This window comes from Kribbella sp. NPDC054772, from assembly GCF_053611945.1.
In genome coordinates this window covers 24,554-45,590 of record NZ_JBSHBJ010000048.1, presented here as the reverse complement: position 1 = coordinate 45,590, position 21,037 = coordinate 24,554, and the positions used below count along the sequence as shown (strand labels likewise).

Genomic DNA, 21,037 nt, shown 5'->3' with positions numbered 1-21,037 from the left:
TTTTTTACGTCGCCTAGGGGTACCTGCCCGCGTTGATGAGCGGGAACACCTCGTTACTGGCGCCTTACCGCTACGTGCTACCGGGCACGCGCGGGGTCGCTCTCGCCAGTGTTCTCATTCCGGAAGCGGAATGACCTGACCGATCAGTACTTCACTCAGTACTTCACTCTGTACACGGCGCCAGTGCCCATCACCGGTGCGGAGACGAACAGCTGACCCCATCGGTTGAAGGCCGTGCCGCCCGGCAGCGTGAGCTGGTTCCTGACCAGTTCCTTGCGGAACGTCGCCTTGTGGTTCCGGCCCTGGAACTGCAGGATCAGCGCGCCGATCTGCGGCTTGCCCGACAGCTCGAACTTCAGCCAGCTGATCTTGGCCAGCTCGACGACCGAGAGCGTCCCGCGCGGGCCGCCGGCCAGGTCGACGATCGACGTGTAGCCGTCGGCGTACCGCTTGCAGTTGCCGCGGTTCGGCTTGGTCGGGTCACAGACCGCGTTGTACGAGCCCGGCTTGATCCGCCAGATCTGCGACGTCCCCGGTGTCGCCGGGAAGCCGCGGAGCTCACCGACGTACCAGTAGCCGTCCGAACCGACGGTCACCGAGGTCGCGACGGCCTCGGACGGGACCCGCGTACCGGCCGGCGGGATCGGGCTGCCGTCCGGGCCCTTGGCGGGCAGGCCCGGCGGAATCGCGACGACGCGTGGCTTCAACCGCGCGACCGTCTTGATGTGACCGTTCGGCCAGACCCGGAGCAGGTCGTTGCCGGCCGCGTCGGAGACCAGGACCGTGCCGTCGTTGAGCGCGGCGACACCGAACGGGTTCGAGTCGGTCGGGTTCTTCTCCAGGTCGAACGGATCCGGGTCCTTCTTCTGGTACGCCGCGATGTCGGCGATCTTCACCGGTGACTTCCCGTAGCGCAACCGGTACAGCGTCGAGCTCCCCGGCACCGGCGGCTGGCCCGGCTCACCACCGGCACCCGTCAGCGCGTACGTCACACCGCGCTTACTGGTGTCGATCGCCGGCGCGAACCCGTTGGCGCCCGGCACGGTGCCGAGCTTCCAGGTCCTGTGGCCATCGGTCGCGTACACAGCACCGCTGCTCACGCTGTAGATGACCTTGTTCTCGAACGTCGAGACGCCGCGTGGCCCGTTCAGCTTGGTCGCCACCGGTTTCAGGCTCGACGGACTGCTGTGCGCGTCGGCCTGCCCGGCGACCAGCACCGAACCTGCGAGCGCGAGCGCCGCTACCGCGGCAATGCGTGTTCGTACCCCCACTGTGAAACCCCCTGAGACTCCCGTCTCCCCCGACCACGGCTTCCCCTCCGCAGACCACCCCATCGGAACATGAGGTCACGAAATGGTCAACGGGAGGACTCCGCGCGGTGACGCGGCAACGCTCAGTGCAGAAGGGGATCGATCGCGGCGGCGATGAACAGCAGGGCCAGGTAGATGTTCGAGAAGTGGAACAGCCGCATCGGCTTCAGGGCCGCGCCGTCGGCGCCGGTGTGGGCCCGAAGCAACAATCGGCGCGCCTCGCGCAGGAACACGAAGCCGAGCACGATCGCGGCCGGCCCGTAGACGTAGCCGGTGTCGGCGATCGGCCACAGCGCGAGCGACGTGATCACCATGATCACTGAGTACGCCATGATCTGCCGGGCGGTCTGGACCGGGGTGGCGACCACCGGGAGCATCGGCACGTCGACCGATGCGTAGTCCTCGCGGTACCGCATCGCGAGCGACCAGGTGTGCGGCGGTGTCCAGAAGAACACCACCAGGAACAGCACGACCGGAGGCCAGGCCAGCTCGCCGGTGACCGCGGTCCAGCCGATCAGGGTCGGGAAGCAGCCAGCGATCCCGCCCCAGACGATGTTCTGCACCGTACGGCGCTTCAGCACCATCGTGTAGCCGAAGACGTAGAACAGGTTCGCCGCCAGCGCCAGGCCGGAGGAGAGCCAGTTCACGAAGAAGCCGAGCTCGAGCGTCGCCAGCACACCGAGGACGACGCCGAAGATCGTCGCCGAGCGCGGGCTGACCGCGTGCCGCGGCAGCGGGCGGCGCCGGGTCCGGCGCATCTGCTCGTCGATGTCGCGGTCGAGGACGCAGTTGATCGTGTTGGCACTGCCGGAGGCGAGTACACCGCCGATCAGGGTGGCCACCACGACCTGCAGCCCGGGCACGCCACCGGCTGCGAGGAACATCACCGGCACGGTGGTGATCAGCAGCAGCTCGATGATGCGCGGCTTGGTCAGACCGACGTACGCCTTCACCACGTCGCGCACCGACGGACTCACCGTTGCAGCTGATACAGCGGTAGCGTCCGGCAGCGGCGTCGGGTACGACGTCGTCGCGGCGGGACGCGGGTCGACGGCCGTCACGAACACCTCGAACAATCTGGGTTGACGCCGGAGATCCGGCGCTGACGGTTCAGCAGTCTACGACGCCCCGTAGGAGGGTTCTGCCACCCCCCTCCGATGCGGCCCCGCCGGTTGGGGAACAGGCAGAGTTGCCGGACAGTTGACACGTAGTTGAGCAGTGTGCAGTGGAGAGAGTTCGCCACAGTAGGCTCATCCTGGGTGACGGACCCAGAAGCCACCATCGAGAGGAGCGCCGCCGGCGTGACGGAGAAGACCAGCCCCAAGCTTGAATGGACCGAGCTCGACCAGCGCGCGGTCGACACCGTGCGGGTCCTCGCGATGGACGCGGTCGAGAAGGTCGGAAACGGACATCCCGGTACGGCGATGAGCCTCGCGCCGGCGGCGTACCTGCTGTTCCAGAAGGTGATGCGGCACAACCCGGCGGACGCGCACTGGGCCGGTCGCGACCGGTTCGTGCTGTCCGCGGGCCACTCCAGCCTGACGCTGTACATCCAGCTCTACCTGGCCGGCTTCGGCCTCGAACTGGACGACCTGAAGGCGCTGCGGACCTGGGGCAGCAAGACGCCGGGCCACCCGGAGTACCGGCACACCAAGGGTGTCGAGACCACGACCGGCCCGCTCGGCCAGGGCGTCGGCAACGCGGTCGGCATGGCGATGGCGGCCCGCCGCGAGCGCGGCCTGCTCGACCCGGACGCGCCGAAGGGCGAGAGCCTGTTCGACCACCAGGTCTACGCGATCGCCTCGGACGGCGACCTGGAGGAGGGTGTCTCGGCCGAGGCGTCCTCGCTGGCCGGTCACCAGAAGCTCGGCAACCTCACGGTGATCTACGACGCCAACAAGATCTCGATCGAGGACGACACCGACATCGCGTTCTCCGAGGACGTCGCGGCCCGCTACGCGGCGTACGGCTGGCACGTCCAGGACGTCGACTGGACCAACGGCGGCACCGGCTACGAGGAGGACGTGCAGGCGCTGTACGACGCCCTCGAGGCGGCCAAGGCGGTCACCGACAAGCCGAGCTTCATCCGGCTGCACACGATCATCGGCTGGCCGGCCCCGACCAAGCAGAACACCGGCAAGATCCACGGCTCGGCGCTCGGCGCCGACGAGGTCGCGGCCACCAAGAAGGTCCTCGGCTGGGACCCGGAGCAGACGTTCCAGGTCGCCGACGACGTGATCGCGCACACCCGCGAGGCGCTCGACCGGGGCAAGGCCGAGGAGGCCGAGTGGACCGCGAAGTTCGACGAGTGGAAGGCCGCGAACGCCGAGCGCGCCGCGCTGCTGGACCGGCTGTCGAAGCGTGAGCTGCCGGCCGGCTGGAAGGACGCGCTGCCGAGCTGGGACGCCGACGCCAAGGGTGTCGCGACCCGCGCCGCGTCCGGCGAGGTGCTGACCAAGCTGGCGCCGGAGCTGCCCGAGCTGTGGGGCGGCTCGGCCGACCTCGCCGGCTCGAACAACACCACCCCGAAGGGCCAGCCGTCGTTCATCCCGGCGGAGTACTCCACCAAGGAGTTCCAGGGCGACGAGTACGGCCGCGTCCTGCACTTCGGGATCCGCGAGCACGGCATGGGCTCGGTGCTGAACGGCATCGCCCTGCACGGCCTGACCCGCCCGTACGGCGGGACGTTCCTGGTCTTCTCGGACTACATGCGTCCGTCGGTCCGGCTGGCCGCGCTGATGCAGCTGCCGGTCACCTACGTCTGGACGCACGACTCGATCGGCCTCGGCGAGGACGGTCCGACGCACCAGCCGATCGAGCACCTGTCGGCGCTGCGGGCGATCCCGGGCCTGGACGTCGTGCGGCCCGGTGACGCGAACGAGACGGCGGCCGCCTGGGCCACCATCCTCGAGCACACCGACCGGCCGGCCGGGCTGGTGCTGACCCGTCAGAACGTGCCGACCTTCCCGCGCGGTACGGACGGCTACGCGACCACGGAGAACGTCCACAAGGGCGCGTACGTGCTGCTCGACACCGAAGGCACGCCGGACGTGGTGCTGATCGGGACCGGGTCCGAGGTGCAGCTCGCCGTCGAGGCCCGCGCCAAGCTGGCCGAGGAGGGCGTCAACGCCCGCGTGGTGTCGATGGTCTCCCGCGAGTGGTTCGACGAGCAGGACGACGCGTACCGCGAGTCGGTCATCCCGGCCGATGTCCGCGCCCGGGTCTCGGTCGAGGCCGGGATCGCGCAGAGCTGGCACGACATTGTCGGCGACTCCGGCCGCTCGGTCAGCCTGGAGCACTACGGCGCCTCCGCGGCGTACCAGACCCTGTACGACGAGTTCGGGATCACCACCGACGCGGTCGTCCAGGCCGCCAAGGACAGCATCGCCGCCGCCGCACAGATCAGCGGTCCGGGTGTCCCGCCCGGACGCGCGGCCGCCGGGCCGGTCGGACCGGCCGACGCCAGCTGACGACACCCACAACAGAACATTCCGGAAGAAGGCATCGGAGTTATGAACGATCGCTTGAAAGCACTCGCGGACGCGGGTGTCTCCATCTGGCTCGACGACCTGTCCCGTGAGCGGCTGGCCAGCGGCAGCCTGCAGGCACTGATCGAGGACAAGCACGTGGTCGGTGTGACCACGAACCCGACCATCTTCGCCAAGGCCATCTCGGACGCCGACGCGTACGCCGAGAAGGTCGAGCGCCTCGCCGCTCAGGGCATCTCGGTCGACGAGGCGATCCGCGTGATCACCACCGACGACGTCCGGGACGCCGCGGACCTGTTCAAGCCGCTGTACGACGACACCGAGGGCCAGGACGGCCGGGTCTCGATCGAGGTCGAGCCGACCCTCGCGCACGACACCGCGAAGACGGTCGAGCAGGCCAAGCAGCTGTGGGACATCGTCGGCCGCGAGAACGTGTTCGTGAAGATCCCGGCCACCAAGGCGGGACTGCCGGCGATCACGCAGACGCTGGCCGCCGGGATCAGCGTGAACGTGACGCTGATCTTCTCCCTCGAGCGCTACAAGGCGGTCGCGGACGCGTTCCTGACCGGCCTGGAGCAGGCCGTCGAGAACGGCCACGACGTCACCAAGATGGCCAGCGTGGCGTCGTTCTTCGTCAGCCGCGTGGACACCGAGGTGGACAAGCGGCTGGAGTCGATCGGTACCGACGAGGCGAAGGCGCTGAAGGGCAAGGCCGCGATCGCCAACGCCCGGCTCGCGTTCGAGGCGTACGAGGCGATCTTCGACACCGACCGCTGGCGCGAGCTGGAGACCGTCGGCGCCAAGCCGCAGCGCCCGCTGTGGGCGTCCACGGGCACCAAGGACCCGTCGTACTCCCCCACGCTGTACGTCGACAACCTGGTCACCAAGGGTGTCGTGAACACGATGCCCGAGGCAACGATCAAGGCGGCCGAGGAGCACAGCGAGTTCTCCGGTGACACCGTCCGCGGCGACTACGCGGGTGACCGCAAGGTGATCGAGGACCTGGAGAAGCTCGGCATCTCGTACGACGAGGTCGTGCAACTGCTCGAGGACGAAGGGGTCGCGAAGTTCGAGGCCTCCTGGTCCGAGCTGCAGGAAACCGTTGCCACGGCCCTCAAGGCGGCCGCCAAGTGAGCGCACCGAAGGTCAACACCCAGAACGGCGACTGGTCCGAGGTCGTCGACAAGCTGGTCGCCGAGAAGATCGCCTCCCGGATCGCCGCGAAGGACGCGACGATCTGGGGCCCGGACGCCGAGTCCGAGTCGGCGATCCGGCTCGGCTGGGTCGACCTGCACGAGACCTCGCGGCCGCTGCTGGCCGAGATCGAGGCGCTGCAGGCCGACCTGCGGTCCGAGGGCCTGGACCGGATCGTGCTGTCCGGTATGGGCGGCTCGTCGCTGGCCCCCGAGGTCATCACCCGGACGGCCGGTGTCGAGCTGGTCGTGCTGGACTCGACGGACCCGAGCGTGGTCGGCCGCGCGCTGGCCGGTGACCTGTCGAAGACCGTGATCGTCGTGTCCAGCAAGTCCGGCGGCACGGTCGAGACCGACAGCCACCGGCGGACGTTCGCGAAGGCGTTCACCGACGCGGGCATCGACGCCGCGTCGCGGATCGTCGTCGTCACCGACCCGGGATCGCCGTTCGAGAAGCTGTCGGCGGACGAGGGCTACCGCAAGACCTTCCTCGCCGACCCGAACGTCGGCGGCCGGTACAGCGCGCTGACCGCGTTCGGCCTGGTGCCGTCCGGTCTGGCCGGCGCCGACATCGCCGAACTGCTCGACCAGGCCGCCGAGGCCGCTGCGGAACTGCAGGCCGACTCCACCGACAACCCGGCCCTGTGGCTGGGTGCGGTGCTCGCGGCGAGCGCTGGCCGGGACAAGGCGATCATCACGGCCGACGGGCCTGGGAGTGGTGGCATCGTCGGCTTCCCGGACTGGGCCGAGCAGCTGATCGCGGAGAGCACCGGCAAGAACGGCACCGGAGTCCTCCCGGTCGCGGTCGAGGCGACCGCTCCGGAGCTGACGAGCGAGGCAGCCGACCTCACCAACGCGCTGCTGGCCGAGAAGGCGACGAGCGGCGTACCGACGGCTCTGACGTCGGGTTCGCTCGGCGGGCAGCTCCTGCTCTGGGAGGTGGCGACGGCGGTGGCCGGCTATCTGCTCGGCATCAACCCGTTCGACCAGCCGGACGTCGAGAGCGCCAAGAAGGCGGCGCGTGGTCTGCTCGACGCGCAGCCGGAGCCTGAGGCGGCGGCCTTCACCGAAGGTGCTGTCGAGGTCCGTGGTTCCCAGGGTCTGCTCGACGGTGTCGACTCGCTGCAGGGCGCGGTGGACGCGCTGCTCGGCACGCTCGACGAGAAGGGGTACGTCGCAGTGATGGCGTACCTCGACTCCGAGCGGGACGCCGACCTGCTCGCGGTCCGGCCGGGCCTGGCGACCAAGACGGGTCGCCCGGTGACCTTCGGCTGGGGCCCGCGGTTCCTGCACTCGACCGGCCAGTACCACAAGGGCGGTCACCCGGAGGGCGTGTTCCTGCAGATCACCGGGGCGCACCCGCAGGACGTGGAGATCCCGGACCGTCCGTTCACGTTCGGCACGCTGATCTCGGCGCAGGCCGCCGGTGACGCCGGGGTGCTCGCGGAGCGGGGCCGGCCGGTACTGCGGCTGCACCTCACGGACGTGGCGAACGGCGTACAGCAGCTGTTGTCCGTGCTCCGATAAGTTCCGGCTCCGATAAGTTCCGACAAGTAGCTCGACATCTCGAAGGGATGCGGCCAATGACCGCTGAGCTCAACGAAGAGCCGGCCGGACCGGTGAACCCGCTGCGCGATCCGCAGGATCGGCGGCTGCCGAGGATCGCCGGGCCGTGCAGCCTGGTGATCTTCGGCGTCACCGGCGACCTGGCTCGCAAGAAGCTGATGCCGGCGGTCTACGACCTGGCGAACCGGGGGCTGCTGCCCCCCGGTTTCGCCCTGGTCGGGTTCGCCCGTCGCGACTACACCAACCAGGACTTCGCCCAGATCGTCCACGACTCGGTGAAGGAACACGCCCGGACACCGTTCCGGGAGGAGGTGTGGCAGCAACTCTCCGAGGGGTTCCGGTTCGTGCCGGGTGACCTGACCGACGATGTGGCGTTCGAGCGGCTGCGGGAGACCGTGGACGAGCTGGACGTCACCCGCGGAACCGGCGGCAACCACGCGTTCTACCTGTCGATCCCGCCGGGGCTGTTCCCGGAGGTGGTGCGGCAGCTGTCCGAGCACGGGCTGACCGACGAGCATCCCGGCTCGTGGCGGCGGGTGGTGATCGAGAAGCCGTTCGGTCACGACCTGAAGAGCGCCCGTGAGCTGAACCAGGTGGTCGAGTCGGTGTTCCCGGCCGAGTCGGTCTTCCGGATCGACCACTACCTGGGCAAGGAGACGGTCCAGAACATCCTCGCGCTGCGGTTCGCGAACGCGATGTTCGAGCCGATCTGGAACAGCAACTACGTCGACCACGTGCAGATCACGATGGCCGAGGACATCGGCATCGGCGGCCGGGCCGGGTACTACGACGGCATCGGCGCCGCCCGGGACGTGATCCAGAACCACCTCCTGCAACTGCTCGCACTGGTCGCGATGGAGGAGCCGGTCAGCTTCGACGCCTGGTCCTTGCGCCAGGAGAAGAAGAAGGTGCTGAACGCCGTACAGCTGCCGGAGCGGCTGGACCTGCACTCGGCCCGCGGGCAGTACGCGGCCGGCTGGGCCGGTGGCACGAAGGTGAAGGGGTACCTGCAGGAGGACGGCATCCCGGAGGACTCGGCCACCGAGACCTTCGCGGCACTGCGGGTCGACGTCGACACCCGGCGCTGGGCCGGTGTGCCGTTCTACCTGCGCACCGGCAAGCGGCTCGGCCGTCGCGTCACCGAGGTCGCGGTGATGTTCAAGCGCGCGCCGCACCTGCCGTTCACCAAGACCGAGACCGAAGAGCTCGGTCAGAACGCACTGGTGCTGCGGATCCAGCCGGACGAGGGCATCACGGTGCGCTTCGGCGCCAAGGTGCCCGGCACGTCGATGGAGATCCGCGACGTGAACATGGACTTCGCGTACGGCGGTTCGTTCACCGAGTCCTCGCCCGAGGCGTACGAGCGGCTGATCCTCGACGTACTGCTCGGGGACCCGCCGCTGTTCCCGCAGCACACCGAGGTCGAGCTGGGCTGGAAGATCCTCGACCCGGTGCTGGACTACTGGGCCCGGCACGGCAAGCCGGAGCAGTATGCGTCCGGTCACTGGGGCCCGGACTCCGCACACGAGATGCTCGCCCGCGACGGACGTGCCTGGAGGCGGCCATGATCATCGACCTGACCGACACGACGTCGAGCGGCGTCGCATCGGCACTGGTACAGGCCCGCCGGCACGCGGGTTCGCCGGCCATGGGCATGGTCGGCACGATCGTGGTCGTCGTCGACGAGGCGTCCCACCACGACGCGATGAAGGCCGCGAACGAGGCCGGTCGGGAGCACCCGTCCCGCGTTCTCGTCGCAATCCTGCGGCCCGGCCGGGGCGCGTCCGGGCTGGACGCCGAGGTGCGGGTCGGTGAGGGCATCCCCGGCGAGGCGGTGCTGCTGCGGCTGCACGGCGAGCTGGCGAAGGTTCCCGAGTCGGTGATCACGCCCCTGCTGCTGCCGGACTCCCCCGTCATCGTCTGGTGGCCGGGTGGCGGCCCGAAGGTGCCGGCCGACGACCCGCTCGGCCGGTTGGGCCGGCGCCGGGTAACCGACTCGGCGGCGACCCGACGCGCATCGATCGACTACTCGGCACGGGCCGAGGGGTACGCCCCGGGTGACACCGACTTCGCGTGGACGCGGCTCACGCCGTGGCGCGCGCTGATGGCGGCCGCTCTGGATCAGTACCCGACGAAGGTCACCGGGGCCGAGGTCGCGGCGGCGAAGGGCAACCCGAGCGCGGACCTGATGGCCGCGTGGTTGCAGTCGCGGTTGAAGGTGCCGGTGGAGCAGCGCAACTCGCGCGGTCCGGGCGTGACCGCCGTACGGCTGTTCACTCCGTCCGGGCCGATCGCGTTGACACGGCCCGACGGTGCGGTGGCGACGTTCAGCGTGCCGGGGCAGCCGGATCGGCCGGTGGCGCTGAAGCGGCGTACGACGTCCGAGCTGTTGAGCGAGGAGCTGCGGCGGCTCGACCCGGACGACGTGTACGCGAAGACGCTGGCGTGCATGGTCGAACGGGACAGCATGCCCGCGGCCGAGAAGACCGTCGACGCGACGGCGCGGAAGTCGACCGCGGCCAAGGTGACCGCGGCGGGCAAGAAGGTGGCGGAGGCGAAGAAGCCGTCCGCTGCCGCGAAGAAAGCGCCCGCCAAAACGACAACCAAGAAGGTTTCCGCCAAGAAGACCGGTACCAAGAAGGCCGTGGCCAAGAAGGTTGCTGGGAGCAAGCGGGTGGCGAAGCGATGACTGTCGATCCGGAGCTGTTGATCCATTCCGATGCCGACGACCTGGCGTTCTCGGTGGCGTCCCGGTTGATCACGGCCGTCACCGACGCCCAGAGCGAAGGCGGAGTCGCGCAGGTCGTGCTCACCGGCGGGCGGGTAGCCGGCGTGGTGTTCCGTGCGGTCGCGGAGTCGCCGGCGCGGGTCGAGGTCGACTGGCGGCGGGTCGAGTTCTGGTGGGGTGACGAACGGTTCCTGCCGGACGGCGACCCGGACCGCAACGAGACACAGGCGCGCGACGCGCTGCTGTCGGCGCTGGACGTCGACCCGGCCCGGGTGCATCCGATGCCCGCCGATACCGGTCAGGGCGCCGAGGTGGCCGCGGCGGCGTATGCGGCCGAGCTGGAAGCGGCGGGTTCGCCGACGTTCGACGTACTGATGCTCGGGGTCGGTCCGGACGGCCATGTGGCCTCGCTGTTCCCGGGGTACCCGCAGCTCGCGGTCACGGACCCGGCGGCGGTCGCGGTGCACGATTCGCCGAAGCCACCGCCGACGCGCATCTCCCTGACTCTGCCGTTGCTCAACCGGACACGTGAGGTCTGGTTCGTGGTCGCAGGCAACGACAAGGCCGACGCGGTCGCGACGGCTCTCGCCGAAGGAGACGTCCCGGCCGCCCGGCCGAAGGGCCAGAACCGCACCCTGTGGCTTCTCGACCAGGCCGCCGCGTCAAAGGTGACCTAGGTCGGCTGATCATTCGGTGAGCACCGAAGCGTCGGAGTGCCAGACTCGGGCTATGACCTTCCGCGAGCTGCACTCCGACCGCTTCGTGATGCCGAACGCGTGGGACGCCGGGAGCGCGGTGATCCTCGCCGCGGCCGGGTTCCCGGCGATCGCGACCACCAGCGCCGGGATCGCGTTCTCACTGGCGAAGGGCGACCACACGCTGCCGGACGGGGCGCCGGCGGTGTCGCGGGAGGAGATGTTCGACCGCGTCCGCCAGATCACCGCAGCCAGCGCCGTACCGGTGAACGGCGACCTCGAGGACGGGTACGGCGCCGCGCCGGCGCGGGTCGCGGAGACCATCGCGCTGGCCCGCGAGGCCGGCCTGGCCGGCGGGAACATCGAGGACTACGACGGGCACGAGCTGTACGACGTCGAGCTCGCGGTCGACCGCATCGTCGCGGCGCGCGAGGCGGCCGGCCCGGAGTTCGTCCTGACCGCACGCACCGACGGACAGCTGCTGCGTACGCCGACCACGCTCGCCGACTCCATCGACCGTGCGAACCGCTTCCGCGCGGCCGGCGCGGACTGCCTGTACGTCCCGGGCGTCAACGACCTCGACACCATCCGCACGCTGGTCACCGAGATCGACGGGCCGCTGAACGTGGTCCTCGGGCTCGGCACCTCCACCCTCACCGTCCCGGATCTGCAATCGGTCGGCGTCACCCGGATCAGCCTCGGCGGCAGCATCGCGCGGGCCGCGCTCGGGTTCGTCCGCCGGAGCGCGGAGGAGCTGGTGACGAAGGGGACGATCACCTTCGCCGCCGACCAGATCCCGCAAGCTGACCTGAACCAGCTGTTTGCGCGATCATCCAAGGGTGAGCGCTGAAACCAGCCTGGCACCGGTGGCGAGAGCCCACAGCATCGTGGGCTTCACCACCTGCGCCTGCCTGCTCGTCTTCTACGCCGCCGGAGAGCCCTTCGGGGTCTTCAACGACGTCGGCAACGCGGTCCTCGGCGTCCTCAGTCTCGTCCTCGCCCGATGCCTGCTCGCACCGATACCGGAGCAGGAAGACATCGGCTCGGCGATGGTCCGGCGTGGCCTCCTGCTCGCAGCCGCGGCGGCCGGGGCTGCGCTGACGGTCGTGGGCACGGTGCTCGTGCTGACCGGCGTCACCGGCTTCTACCTCGCCGGGCTGTGGTCGAGCCTCGGCTTCGCGCTGATCGGGATCTGGCTGATCGGCGTCCGCGGCATCCTGCCCGGTGTAGTGATGCTGCTCGGCCTGGTCGGCCTCCCCGGGATTCTGATCGGTCTCGACGACATGGACAGTGCGCCGCCCTGGGCCTTCGTCGCCGGGCTGAGTTGGGCCGGGACCTACCTGCTCTTCCCGACGTGGAGCCTGCGGCTAGCCCGGCAGCACCGTGCCGAAGGCGTCGGCTAGCGCCGGGAACATCGCCCGTACGTCGCCACCGCCGACCCAGATCCCGATCGCCAGCGCTGCGGTTGCCTCCAGCAACTTCGCGCGGTCGAGTCCGCCCGCGAACACCGGCGTACACCTGAGGTCTCGGACCAACTCCCTCACCTGTTCCAGATCGCCGTCGCCACAGAGCGGGACGCCCAGCCCGGGCGGTGGGTTTCGCCACACCGAGTCCGCGGCGAGGTTGAACGCCTTGACCACCTGCACGCCCGGTGCGGCGCGATCGATCGCCTCGGCGGTCGCCGGTCGCGCCAACGTGAAATCGGTCCTCACGGAGACGCTGCGCCGCCTCGAGCACAACGGCCTCGTCGAGCGCCAGCGGAACGCCGACGCACCGCCGCGCGTCGAGTACTCGCTCACCACCGCCGGCCGGGACCTCCTCGTCCCGATCCGAGCACTCGGCGACTGGGCCGCCGTCTACGCCGACCAACTTCCCACCGAGAACGCACCTATCCGGAGGAGCCTCCGAAACGGGGGTTAGGATCTGGGCATGACAGCTTCCGAGTCCCCTGACCGTCCGTACGGCGCCTTTCCGGTACGGATCGGTCTGCAGGTCCAGCCCCAGCACGCGCAGTACGCCGACATCCGGCGTACCGTCGCCGCGGCCGAGGAGATCGGCGTCGATGTCGCGTTCAACTGGGATCACTTCTACCCCCTCAGCGGTGAGCCCGAGGGCCTGCACTTCGAGTGCTGGACCATGCTGGCCGCCTGGGCCGAGGCGACCGAGCGGGTCGAGATCGGCGCCCTGGTCACCTGCAACTCCTACCGCAACCCCGACCTGCTCGCCGACATGGCGCGGACGGTCGACCACATCAGCGACGGCCGGCTGATCTTCGGTATCGGCTCCGGCTGGTTCGAGAAGGACTACGACGAGTACGGCTACGAGTTCGGTACGGCGGGCGGTCGGCTGGACGCCCTCGGTGAGGCACTGCCGCGGATCGAGCAGCGCTGGGCCAAGCTGAACCCGAAGCCGACCCGGGACATCCCGGTGCTGATCGGCGGCGGCGGCGAGAAGAAGACGCTCAAGCTGGTCGCGCAGCACGCGAACATCTGGCACGGCTTCGGTGACGCCGAGACGATCGCGCACAAGCACGCCGTACTGGACGAGCACTGCAAGACGATCGGCCGCGACCCGGGCGAGATCGAGCGCTCGGTCGGCGTCGGCGACAAGAAGCCCGAGGACATCGGCAAGCAGTTGCTCGACGTCGGCACCCGCCTCTTCACGGTGCACGCCTCCGGCCCGGACTACGACCTCGGCCTCCTCCGCGAGTGGGTCGCCTGGCGCGACGAGGTCAACGCCAAGTAGGACCGTCAGCCGGGTGGCCGTCCGTGACGACCGCCCGGCTGTCCTAAACTTTCCGGCATGTCTACGTTGCCTGGGAACGGGTCGGTGCGGCCCATCACGCGGTGGGGTGAAGAGGTCATGCACCGGGTCAATCAGCCGGTCACCGACTTCGGTGCCGAGCTGCAGACGCTGGTCGCCGACATGGTCGCGACGATGAACGCGGCCGAGGGCGTCGGCCTGGCGGCGAACCAGGTCGGCGTGGACCTGCAGCTGTTCGTGTTCGACTGCCCGGACAAGTCCGGCAACCACGTCCAGGGCGTGGTGTGCAACCCGGTGCTCGACGTGCCCGAGGGCAAGGACCGGAACCTGGACGAGGGCGACGAGGGCTGCCTGTCGCTGCCCGGCGCGTTCACCAAGTGCGCCCGCCCGGACTTCGCGAAGGTCACCGGTGTCGACCAGAACGGCCAGCCGGTGAGCTACGAGGGCGACGGCCTGCTGGCCCGCTGCCTGCAGCACGAGACCGACCACACTCAGGGCATGGTGTTCGGCGACCGGCTGTCCCGCAAGTACAAGAAGCGTCTGTTCGGCGAGGCCGAGGACTACGCGGCCGACTACCCCGCCGACTGGCCGGTGTCGCCCATGGTCGAGCACGACGACGACCACGAGGACACCCCCGCTACCTGAGCTACCAGCGGGCCTTCTCCAGATCGATCGCATCGACCGTCTGAGCCGGGGTCTGTCCCGTGGTGTCCAGCCACAGGCCCCGGCGCGGAATGTCGTCCAGTCCGGCCTGCAACGCCCGTACGCCGTCCTCCAGCGAGTCGCCCCAGTCGCGGTACGAGTTGTTGCCCCCGCGGCCGAGCTCGCGGTGGACGATCGACTCCACCGACGGCACGAGTACGACGAGGTAGGTCTCGACGTCTCGCAGCCGCGCGAACCACCGCTCGACGTCCTCGCCGAGCACGATGTCACTGCAGACGAAGTCGAATCCGGCGTCCGCGTAGTGCTGCGCGACCAGCGCGCTGGCGTCGTACCGCAGCTGCAGCTGCCGCAGCGCCTCGGGCGACGGGTCCGGTGTCATGATCTCGGCGCCGGCGACGACACCGCGGTAGAACACGTCGCCGTCCAGGGTCGCGGCGGGCGGACCCATCCGCGCGGCGAGCAGCGGGGCGATCGTCGACTTCCCGGCGGCCTGCATTCCGGTGACCAGCACTACCTTCGGCATGACGTCATCACATCAGTGCCGTCCAGCGCTTTAGCGGGTCGCGTAGAACGCCACGGCTGCTGAGGACGCCACGTTGAGCGAGTCGACGCCACCGGCCATCGGGATCCGGACCGTCAGGTCGGCCTGGTTCAGCACCTGCGGTTTCAGGCCGTGCCCCTCGGTGCCGAAGATCAGCGCGAGCTTCTCGTCCTTGCGATCGGCGAGTGCGTCGAGGGTGATCGAGTCGTCGGTGAGCGCCATCGCGGCCGCGACGTACCCGTTGTCCTGGAGGTGCCGCAGGTCGCCGGGCCAGCTCAGCAGACGGGTCCACGGGACCTGGAAGACGGTGCCCATCGAGACCTTGATCGAGCGCCGGTACAGCGGATCCGCGCAGGTCGGCGTGATCAGCACCAGTCCGACGCCTAACGCAGCGGCCGCTCTGAACCCGGCCCCAACGTTGGTGTGGTCAACGATCTCGTCGAAGATCGCGATCCGGCGTACGTCGGTGGTGAGCAGCTCGGTGAGCGGCACCGGGGCCCGGCGCTTGTACGACGCGAGCGCGCCACGGTGCACGTGGAAACCGGTGACCTTCTCGGCCAGCTCCTCCGAGACGACGTACACGGGTTTGTCCGGCCATTGCTCGAGGACGTCTTGGAGCGAGTCCAGCCAGCGCGGGGCGAGGAGGAACGACCGCGGCTCGAAGCCGGCGCCCGACGCGCGGCGGATCACCTTGTCGCCCTCGGCGATGAACAGGCCGTGCTCCTCCTCGAGGAGACGGCGCAGGTTCACCTCCCGCAGCTGCACGTAGTCCGCGAGCCGCTCGTCGGCGGCATCCGCCACCTCGACCAAGGTCACGCCAGGCCCGCCTCAGCACCGGACTCCGCGCTCTTGTCCGCGCCCCGGTCCGCGCCCTTGTCCGCGCCCTTGTCCGCGCCCTGGTCCGCGCCGGCCTCGCCCGCGCCCCGGTGGCCCGCGACCTGCGCCGCAACTTCCACGACGTTGCCGATGACAACGATTGCCGGCGCGCCGACTCCTTCGACCTTCATCGCCTGGGCGATCCCCGCGAGATCCGACGTCACCATCCGCTGACCGGGCAGCGTGCCGTCCGCGATCGCCGCCGCGGGCGTCTCCGCCGGGCGACCGGCCGCGATCAACCGCTCCGCGATCGCCGGCAGGTTCTCCACCGCCATCAGCAGTACCAGCGTGCCGTGCAGCTGGGCCAGCGCGTCCCAGTTGATCAGCGAGTCCGGGTGCGACGGCGGGATGTGTCCCGACACCACCGTGAACTCGTGCGTCACCCCGCGATGCGTCACCGGGATCCCCGACACCGCCGGCACCGAGATCGAACTCGTGATCCCCGGCACCACAGTCCACGGCACCCCGGCCGCGGCGCATGCCAGCGCCTCCTCGAAGCCGCGGCCGAAGACGTACGGGTCGCCGCCCTTCAGCCGTACGACGACCTTGCCCTGCTGCCCGCGGTCCACCAGGATCCGGTTGATCTCCTCCTGCTGCGCGGCCCGCCCGCGCGGCAGCTTGGCCGCGTCGAACAGTTCGACGTCCGGGTGCAGTTCGTCCAGCAACTGCTGCGGCGCCAGCCGGTCCGCCACCACGACATCCGCGTCGGCCAGCAGCCGCCGCCCGCGCACCGTGATCAGGTCCGGATCGCCCGGTCCCCCGCCGACCAGATACACACCCGGTCGCCGATCCACCTCGCGCGCCGCGAGCTCGCCGGTCCGCAGTCCTTCCAGGATCGCGTCCCGTACGGCGGCCGACTTGCGGTGATCGCCACCGCCGAGAACGCCGATCGTCACGTTGTCGTGCTGCCCGGATGCCGGCGTCCATGCGGTCGCGCGGGAGCGGTCGTCCGAGCGGACGCAGAAGATCCGCCGTTCCTCGGCCTCCGCCGACACCTGGTCGTTCACCGCGGCGTCGTCGGTGGCAACCACGACGTACCAGGCGCCGTCGACGTCGCCGGCCTGGTATCCGCGCTCGATCCACGTCAGCGACGGGTTGCCGAGCAGACCCTCGATCGTCGGCGTGATCGACGGCGACACCAGGTCGACGAGCGCGCCGGACTCGAGCAGCCGCGGCAGCCGCCGCTGGGCGACCCCGCCGCCACCGACGACCACCACGCGCCGCCCGTCGAGAACGAGGCCGGACAGGTACTGATGCGTCACGAAGTGATCCCCGCGTCCTCGAAGGTGGCCATCTCGGCGAGCGCACGGACTGCGCAGGTCAGGATCGGATAGGCGAGCACCGCGCCGGTGCCTTCACCGAGGCGCAGGTCCAGGTCGACCAGCGGCTGCAGGCCGAGCTGCTTCAGCGCGACCGCGTGTCCCGGCTCGGCCGAGCGGTGGCCGGCGACGCAGTAGTCGACAGCGGCCGGGTGGAACGCCTGCGCGACGAGGGCGGCCGCACCGGCGATCACGCCGTCCAGGATCACCGGGACCCGGTTGGCCGCTGCGCCGAGGATGTACCCGGCGAGAGCAGCGTGCTCCAGACCGCCGTACGCCTGCAGCGCCTTGAGCGGCTCAGTCGCCGGTACGCCGTGCTTCGCGAGCGCGTCCCGTACGACGCCAGTCTTGTGTGCCAGTGCGGCGTCGTCGATGCCTGTGCCGCGGCCGGTGACCACGTCGGCTGTCGCTCCGGTGAAGGTCGCGATCAACGCGGCGGAGGCCGTGGTGTTGGCGATCCCCATGTCACCGGTCAGCAGGCAGCGGTAGCCCTCCTGGACCAGCTTGTCCGCGAGGTCGAACCCGACGGCGACAGCGGCCTTCGCCTCGTCCTCGGTCAGCGCGTCGGTCTGCGAGAGGTCCCGAGTTCCCGGGCGAACCTTGGCGTGCACGATGTCGAGCTGCTCGACGGGCGTCGCCACGCCGACGTCGACCACGCGGACGTCCACGCCGTTGTTGGCCGCGAACGCGTTCACCGCGGCTCCCCCGGCGGCGAAGTTGGCCAGCATCGCGGCGGTCACTTCCTGCGGCCACGGGGAGACGTTCTGCGCGTGCACACCGTGGTCCGCGGCGAACACCGCCACCACGGCCGGGCTGGGCACCGCGGGCGGGCACGTCCCGGTCATCCCGGCGACCTGCACGGACAGCTCCTCGAGTACGCCGAGGGAACCGGCCGGCTTGGTCAGTACGGCGTGCCGCTCCTCGGCCGCCCGCATCGCGGCCGGATCCGCGGGCGCGATCCGCTCCAGGTACTCGTCCACCAGGTCCTCCACCGGGTCCTCCATCCGTCGCCGCCGGCGCGGTTGGCGCGCGGTCCGGCGTACCCGATCTTCGCATCCCCGAGCGTGTGCCCCAGGACGGACCAGCGGGATCTGGACAGTAGTGTCGGAATCACCACATGTCGCGAGATCCCGGAGGATCACAGATGTCTCTCGACCGTCCCGTCACCCCGGACCCCTACGACCTGCTGCCGCGGGCCGGTTCGTTCACCGTCACCAGTACCGATGTCACCGACGGCGAGCCGCTGGCAGACGCTCAGGCGTTCGCGGGCGGCAACACCTCGCCGCAGCTCAGCTGGTCCGGGTTCCCTGCGGAGACCAAGGCCTTCGTGGTGACCTGCTTCGACCCCGACGCCCCGGTCCCGTCCGGGTTCTGGCACTGGGTCCTGGTCAATCTCCCGGCCACGGTCACCGAGCTCCCGACCGGCGCCGGTACGACGGAGCGCCTCGACAACGGCGCCTTCCACGTCCGCAACGACTTCGGCACCAAGAACTTCGGCGGCGCCGCCCCGCCTCCCGGTGATCAGGTGCACCGCTACTACTTCGTCGTACACGCGATCGACGTCGACGCCCTCGACGTGGACGCGGACGCCACACCGGCCGTCGTGTCGTTCAACCTCGCCTTCCACACGCTCGCGCGCGCCATCGTCACACCGACGTACGCGATCGCGGAGTAGTCAGGGTTCAGAGCTTCAGCTGCGGAAGTCGTAGTTGTAGACCATGATCGCGCCGACGATCAGGGCGAGGACGGCGAAGATCATGCCGATCGCCGCCGCGGCCTTGCCGCGGCGGTTGCCGGCGAGGCACGCGATCGCGAGGGCCAAGGCGGGTACGGCGAACGGGAACGCGAGGTACTGCCGGATCGGGAAGCGGTCGATGAGGTTCGAGAACGGGAGCAGAGGCGCGACCACCCCGGCGAACCCGAGCACCAGCGCGAGGACTCCCAGCACAGCCGAGCCCGTCGCCCGTGGGGCCGCGACCGGGACTCCACCCGGCCCGGCAGCACGGGCCTGAGCATGCTCCGGCCACAGGTGCTGGGGATAACCGGAGCCCGGCTGCTGCGGATAACCGGAGCCAGGCGGCTGCGGATAACCGGAGCCAGGCGGCTGGGGGTAACCGGAACCAGGTGGTTGCGGATAACCGGAGCCAGGCGGCTGGGGATAGCCCGAGGCAGGTGGTTCCGAGTAGCCGGCGGGTGGTTGGTGCGGGGCGAGCTGGTGATTCCGTTCGGGCGGACGTTCGGTCATCGGAGCTCCACACTCGGAGGTTTCCAGGCACAAGCTGCACCTGGCCTGGGCGGCGTCTACCGCACCGACGCGGCGGACCCGCTCATGGTTCCCCGAAGCAGGGTCGTCGTCGCGAAACACGGTCGGCCCGACACTCTCGGTTGCTAGTGTCACCGCCAGTACCGAGAGTCGTTCCGAGAGGATCCGCGTGACCGTACGACAGGTTGACGCCAATTCACCCGAGTACGCCTGGGTGGCATCCGTCGTCGACCGCGTGTCGGAGCTCGCCACCCGGGAGTCAGAGCGCGCCAGGAATGAGGCGCAGCTCGCGGGCCGTGAGTCGCAGGTCGTCAACCGGACCGCGCGCTGGAACAGCAAGGTCGTCGTCACCGGCAATGCCACCGAGCACGAGCAGTACACCGAGGCAGCGCGCCGGAAGGAGGCGATGCGCGGACCGAACTCCTTCTACGCGACGGAACACATCGCCCTGTCCGAGGCCCAGGTCAATACGGTTCGCGAGGCGATCGCGCGCAGCGGCCAGGTCAGCTCCGACCGGGGCGACGCCCAGGAGCGCTGGGACGCCCTGATGGCCGTGACCGGCGAGGTCGGCGTGCAGGCCACCCGGCTGACCGGCCCGCTGCCAGCGGACGCATATCGGATCGCGGGGTACGAAGGACATCTCGACAGGGGCCTCGCGCAGGTCTGGACCAGCACGAACCTCCGCGAGATCTGGAACGGCTCGGAGTCTGCCCAGCTGGTGCCGTCCGAGGGGGTCCCGATCCAGAACGCTGTCACCGAGCAGGACAACGCGGGCCGAGCGACCTATGGGCCCTGACCGCCCTGAAGCTCCAGGGCAGAGAAACCTGGCGTCCGGCGGAAGAGAGCGTGAACCAGCTGATCGAGACACCACCCGACCTGCGTTTCAGCGCGATGGTGGAATCCGTCGCAGGATCTGAGGAGGTCACCCCCGAGTTCCTCCGCGACCTCACCGCCTCGACCTTCCGCCAGGACCTCGGCGCGGCACTCAATGCAGAACCTGAAGCCGCCGGGGCCGCGGGCCACGAAGCCGTCAACAACACCGCTCGCGAGATCGACCGCGAGATCGACAGCAATGCGCCCGCACCCGAGCGTGAGGTCCCCGCCGAAACGGCGAGATTCGCCAACGACTCTGCGCTCCTCAGCGGTCGCCCCACAGCAGCAGCCCAGGGCGACCGCACCACCATGACCCAGACCCCCGCCCGCCAGGCGGACCAGCGCGAGCTCTAGGTCCGGCAGTTCAGAGGGCCGCGACGTAGACCCACTGGCCGGCTTCGCGGGTGAAGGTGCTGTTTTCGTGTTGGACGCCTGGGCCGGCGTTGGTGGTGTAGTGGGCGTTGAACTCGACGGTGCCCTCGGTGTGGAACGCGCTGCCGCCGGTGGTGTTCAGGATCTCGAGGCCGGTCCACTCGCGGTCGGGGAAGTCGAGGGACGCCGGCCGGGTGGTCAGCGACCAGGTCTGCTGCAGGTACGCCGCGTCGTGCATCACGAAAGCGGCGTACCTGGATCGCATCAGCTGTTCGGCGGTCGCGGCCGTGGTCGCGCCGCGGTGGAGTGGGCCGCAGCATGCGTCGTACGGCGCGTTCTGGCCGCAGGGACAGGTGGATGGAACTCGCATGTCGCCGATTGTTCCCG

23 protein-coding genes are annotated in these 21,037 nt (G+C 69.8%); 14 read left to right on the top strand and 9 right to left on the bottom strand.

The window, feature by feature from the left end; genetic code table 11:
* Positions 1–155 precede the first annotated feature (155 nt).
* Together ACWGID_RS39305 and ACWGID_RS39300 are read right to left on the bottom strand one after the other, a co-directional pair.
* Positions 156–1,271, bottom strand: a complete 1,116-nt coding sequence (locus tag ACWGID_RS39305; protein ID WP_452204474.1) for a ScyD/ScyE family protein — start codon at positions 1,269–1,271, stop codon at positions 156–158.
* Positions 1,272–1,393: 122 nt separating this feature from the next.
* Positions 1,394–2,371 (bottom strand): heme o synthase, encoded by a 978-nt coding sequence (locus tag ACWGID_RS39300; protein ID WP_452204473.1) that lies wholly within the window; start codon positions 2,369–2,371, stop codon positions 1,394–1,396.
* 240 nt (positions 2,372–2,611) lie between these two features.
* On the opposite strand from ACWGID_RS39300, the gene tkt reads away from it, so the two are divergent.
* Genes tkt through ACWGID_RS39260 form a run of 8 tightly spaced genes read left to right on the top strand, consistent with a single transcriptional unit; the run spans position 2,612 to position 12,383 of the window.
* Positions 2,612–4,780: a transketolase gene (gene tkt / locus ACWGID_RS39295; RefSeq protein WP_452204479.1), complete on the top strand. Its 2,169-nt coding sequence runs from the start codon at positions 2,612–2,614 to the stop codon at positions 4,778–4,780.
* A gap of 42 nt (positions 4,781–4,822) precedes the next feature.
* On the top strand, positions 4,823–5,932 hold the full coding sequence (gene tal, locus ACWGID_RS39290; RefSeq protein ID WP_452204472.1) for a transaldolase: 1,110 nt from the start codon (positions 4,823–4,825) through the stop codon (positions 5,930–5,932).
* A complete protein-coding gene (locus ACWGID_RS39285; RefSeq protein ID WP_452204471.1) occupies positions 5,929–7,518 on the top strand; it encodes a glucose-6-phosphate isomerase in 1,590 nt (529 codons plus the stop codon). Before tal ends, ACWGID_RS39285 begins: the two co-directional genes overlap by 4 nt.
* 56 nt (positions 7,519–7,574) lie before the next feature.
* Positions 7,575–9,125, top strand: a complete 1,551-nt coding sequence (gene zwf / locus ACWGID_RS39280) for a glucose-6-phosphate dehydrogenase (RefSeq protein ID WP_452204470.1) — start codon at positions 7,575–7,577, stop codon at positions 9,123–9,125.
* On the top strand, positions 9,122–10,246 hold the full coding sequence (locus ACWGID_RS39275; protein ID WP_452204469.1) for a glucose-6-phosphate dehydrogenase assembly protein OpcA: 1,125 nt from the start codon (positions 9,122–9,124) through the stop codon (positions 10,244–10,246). Before zwf ends, ACWGID_RS39275 begins: the two co-directional genes overlap by 4 nt.
* Positions 10,243–10,962 carry a 6-phosphogluconolactonase gene (pgl, locus tag ACWGID_RS39270; protein WP_452204468.1) on the top strand — a complete coding sequence of 240 codons (720 nt, stop codon included), beginning with the start codon at positions 10,243–10,245 and terminating at the stop codon, positions 10,960–10,962. The genes ACWGID_RS39275 and pgl overlap by 4 nt, the downstream gene beginning before the upstream one ends.
* 52 nt (positions 10,963–11,014) lie before the next feature.
* Positions 11,015–11,830 (top strand): isocitrate lyase/PEP mutase family protein, encoded by an 816-nt coding sequence (locus ACWGID_RS39265; RefSeq protein ID WP_452204467.1) that lies wholly within the window; start codon positions 11,015–11,017, stop codon positions 11,828–11,830.
* Positions 11,820–12,383, top strand: a complete 564-nt coding sequence (locus tag ACWGID_RS39260) for a hypothetical protein (protein ID WP_452204466.1) — start codon at positions 11,820–11,822, stop codon at positions 12,381–12,383. Before ACWGID_RS39265 ends, ACWGID_RS39260 begins: the two co-directional genes overlap by 11 nt.
* On the opposite strand, the gene ACWGID_RS39255 is transcribed toward ACWGID_RS39260, so the two are convergent.
* A complete protein-coding gene (locus ACWGID_RS39255) occupies positions 12,348–12,692 on the bottom strand; it encodes a hypothetical protein (RefSeq protein WP_452204465.1) in 345 nt (114 codons plus the stop codon). The two genes, ACWGID_RS39260 and ACWGID_RS39255, sit on opposite strands and share 36 nt — an antisense overlap.
* Here ACWGID_RS39255 and ACWGID_RS39250 point away from each other — a divergent pair.
* Genes ACWGID_RS39250 through def form a run of 3 tightly spaced genes read left to right on the top strand, consistent with a single transcriptional unit; the run spans position 12,676 to position 14,388 of the window.
* Positions 12,676–12,900, top strand: a complete 225-nt coding sequence (locus ACWGID_RS39250) for a winged helix-turn-helix transcriptional regulator (RefSeq protein ID WP_452204464.1) — start codon at positions 12,676–12,678, stop codon at positions 12,898–12,900. The two genes, ACWGID_RS39255 and ACWGID_RS39250, sit on opposite strands and share 17 nt — an antisense overlap.
* 9 nt (positions 12,901–12,909) lie before the next feature.
* The gene (locus ACWGID_RS39245) at positions 12,910–13,725 is read left to right on the top strand and encodes an LLM class F420-dependent oxidoreductase (RefSeq protein WP_452204463.1); all 816 of its coding nucleotides are present in this window, start codon (positions 12,910–12,912) and stop codon (positions 13,723–13,725) included.
* Between the two features lie 57 nt (positions 13,726–13,782).
* The gene (def, locus tag ACWGID_RS39240; protein ID WP_452204462.1) at positions 13,783–14,388 is read left to right on the top strand and encodes a peptide deformylase; all 606 of its coding nucleotides are present in this window, start codon (positions 13,783–13,785) and stop codon (positions 14,386–14,388) included.
* Position 14,389: 1 nt separating this feature from the next.
* Here def and ACWGID_RS39235 read toward each other — a convergent pair whose 3' ends face one another.
* Genes ACWGID_RS39235 through cobT form a run of 4 tightly spaced genes read right to left on the bottom strand, consistent with a single transcriptional unit; the run spans position 14,390 to position 18,134 of the window.
* Complete coding sequence (locus ACWGID_RS39235; RefSeq protein ID WP_452204461.1) at positions 14,390–14,929, bottom strand: AAA family ATPase; 540 nt, start codon at positions 14,927–14,929, stop codon at positions 14,390–14,392.
* Between the two features lie 30 nt (positions 14,930–14,959).
* Positions 14,960–15,763: a TrmH family RNA methyltransferase gene (locus tag ACWGID_RS39230; RefSeq protein ID WP_452204460.1), complete on the bottom strand. Its 804-nt coding sequence runs from the start codon at positions 15,761–15,763 to the stop codon at positions 14,960–14,962.
* Positions 15,760–17,085 carry a uroporphyrinogen-III C-methyltransferase gene (cobA, locus tag ACWGID_RS39225; RefSeq protein WP_452204459.1) on the bottom strand — a complete coding sequence of 442 codons (1,326 nt, stop codon included), beginning with the start codon at positions 17,083–17,085 and terminating at the stop codon, positions 15,760–15,762. Before cobA ends, ACWGID_RS39230 begins: the two co-directional genes overlap by 4 nt.
* Positions 17,082–18,134, bottom strand: a complete 1,053-nt coding sequence (cobT, locus tag ACWGID_RS39220; RefSeq protein ID WP_452204458.1) for a nicotinate-nucleotide--dimethylbenzimidazole phosphoribosyltransferase — start codon at positions 18,132–18,134, stop codon at positions 17,082–17,084. The genes cobA and cobT overlap by 4 nt, the downstream gene beginning before the upstream one ends.
* Positions 18,135–18,286: 152 nt before the next feature.
* Between cobT and ACWGID_RS39215 the strand changes: the two genes are divergently transcribed.
* A complete protein-coding gene (locus tag ACWGID_RS39215) occupies positions 18,287–18,817 on the top strand; it encodes a YbhB/YbcL family Raf kinase inhibitor-like protein (protein ID WP_452204457.1) in 531 nt (176 codons plus the stop codon).
* A 15-nt stretch (positions 18,818–18,832) separates the two neighbouring features.
* Here ACWGID_RS39215 and ACWGID_RS39210 read toward each other — a convergent pair whose 3' ends face one another.
* Complete coding sequence (locus tag ACWGID_RS39210; RefSeq protein WP_452204456.1) at positions 18,833–19,387, bottom strand: hypothetical protein; 555 nt, start codon at positions 19,385–19,387, stop codon at positions 18,833–18,835.
* A gap of 187 nt (positions 19,388–19,574) precedes the next feature.
* Between ACWGID_RS39210 and ACWGID_RS39205 the strand changes: the two genes are divergently transcribed.
* Complete coding sequence (locus ACWGID_RS39205) at positions 19,575–20,201, top strand: hypothetical protein (protein ID WP_452204455.1); 627 nt, start codon at positions 19,575–19,577, stop codon at positions 20,199–20,201.
* A 50-nt stretch (positions 20,202–20,251) separates the two neighbouring features.
* Entirely contained in the window at positions 20,252–20,632 is a 381-nt protein-coding gene (locus ACWGID_RS39200; protein WP_452204454.1) for a hypothetical protein, read from the top strand.
* A gap of 10 nt (positions 20,633–20,642) precedes the next feature.
* On the opposite strand, the gene ACWGID_RS39195 is transcribed toward ACWGID_RS39200, so the two are convergent.
* Positions 20,643–21,020 carry a YchJ family protein gene (locus ACWGID_RS39195; RefSeq protein WP_452204453.1) on the bottom strand — a complete coding sequence of 126 codons (378 nt, stop codon included), beginning with the start codon at positions 21,018–21,020 and terminating at the stop codon, positions 20,643–20,645.
* Between the last annotated feature and the right edge of the window lie 17 nt (positions 21,021–21,037).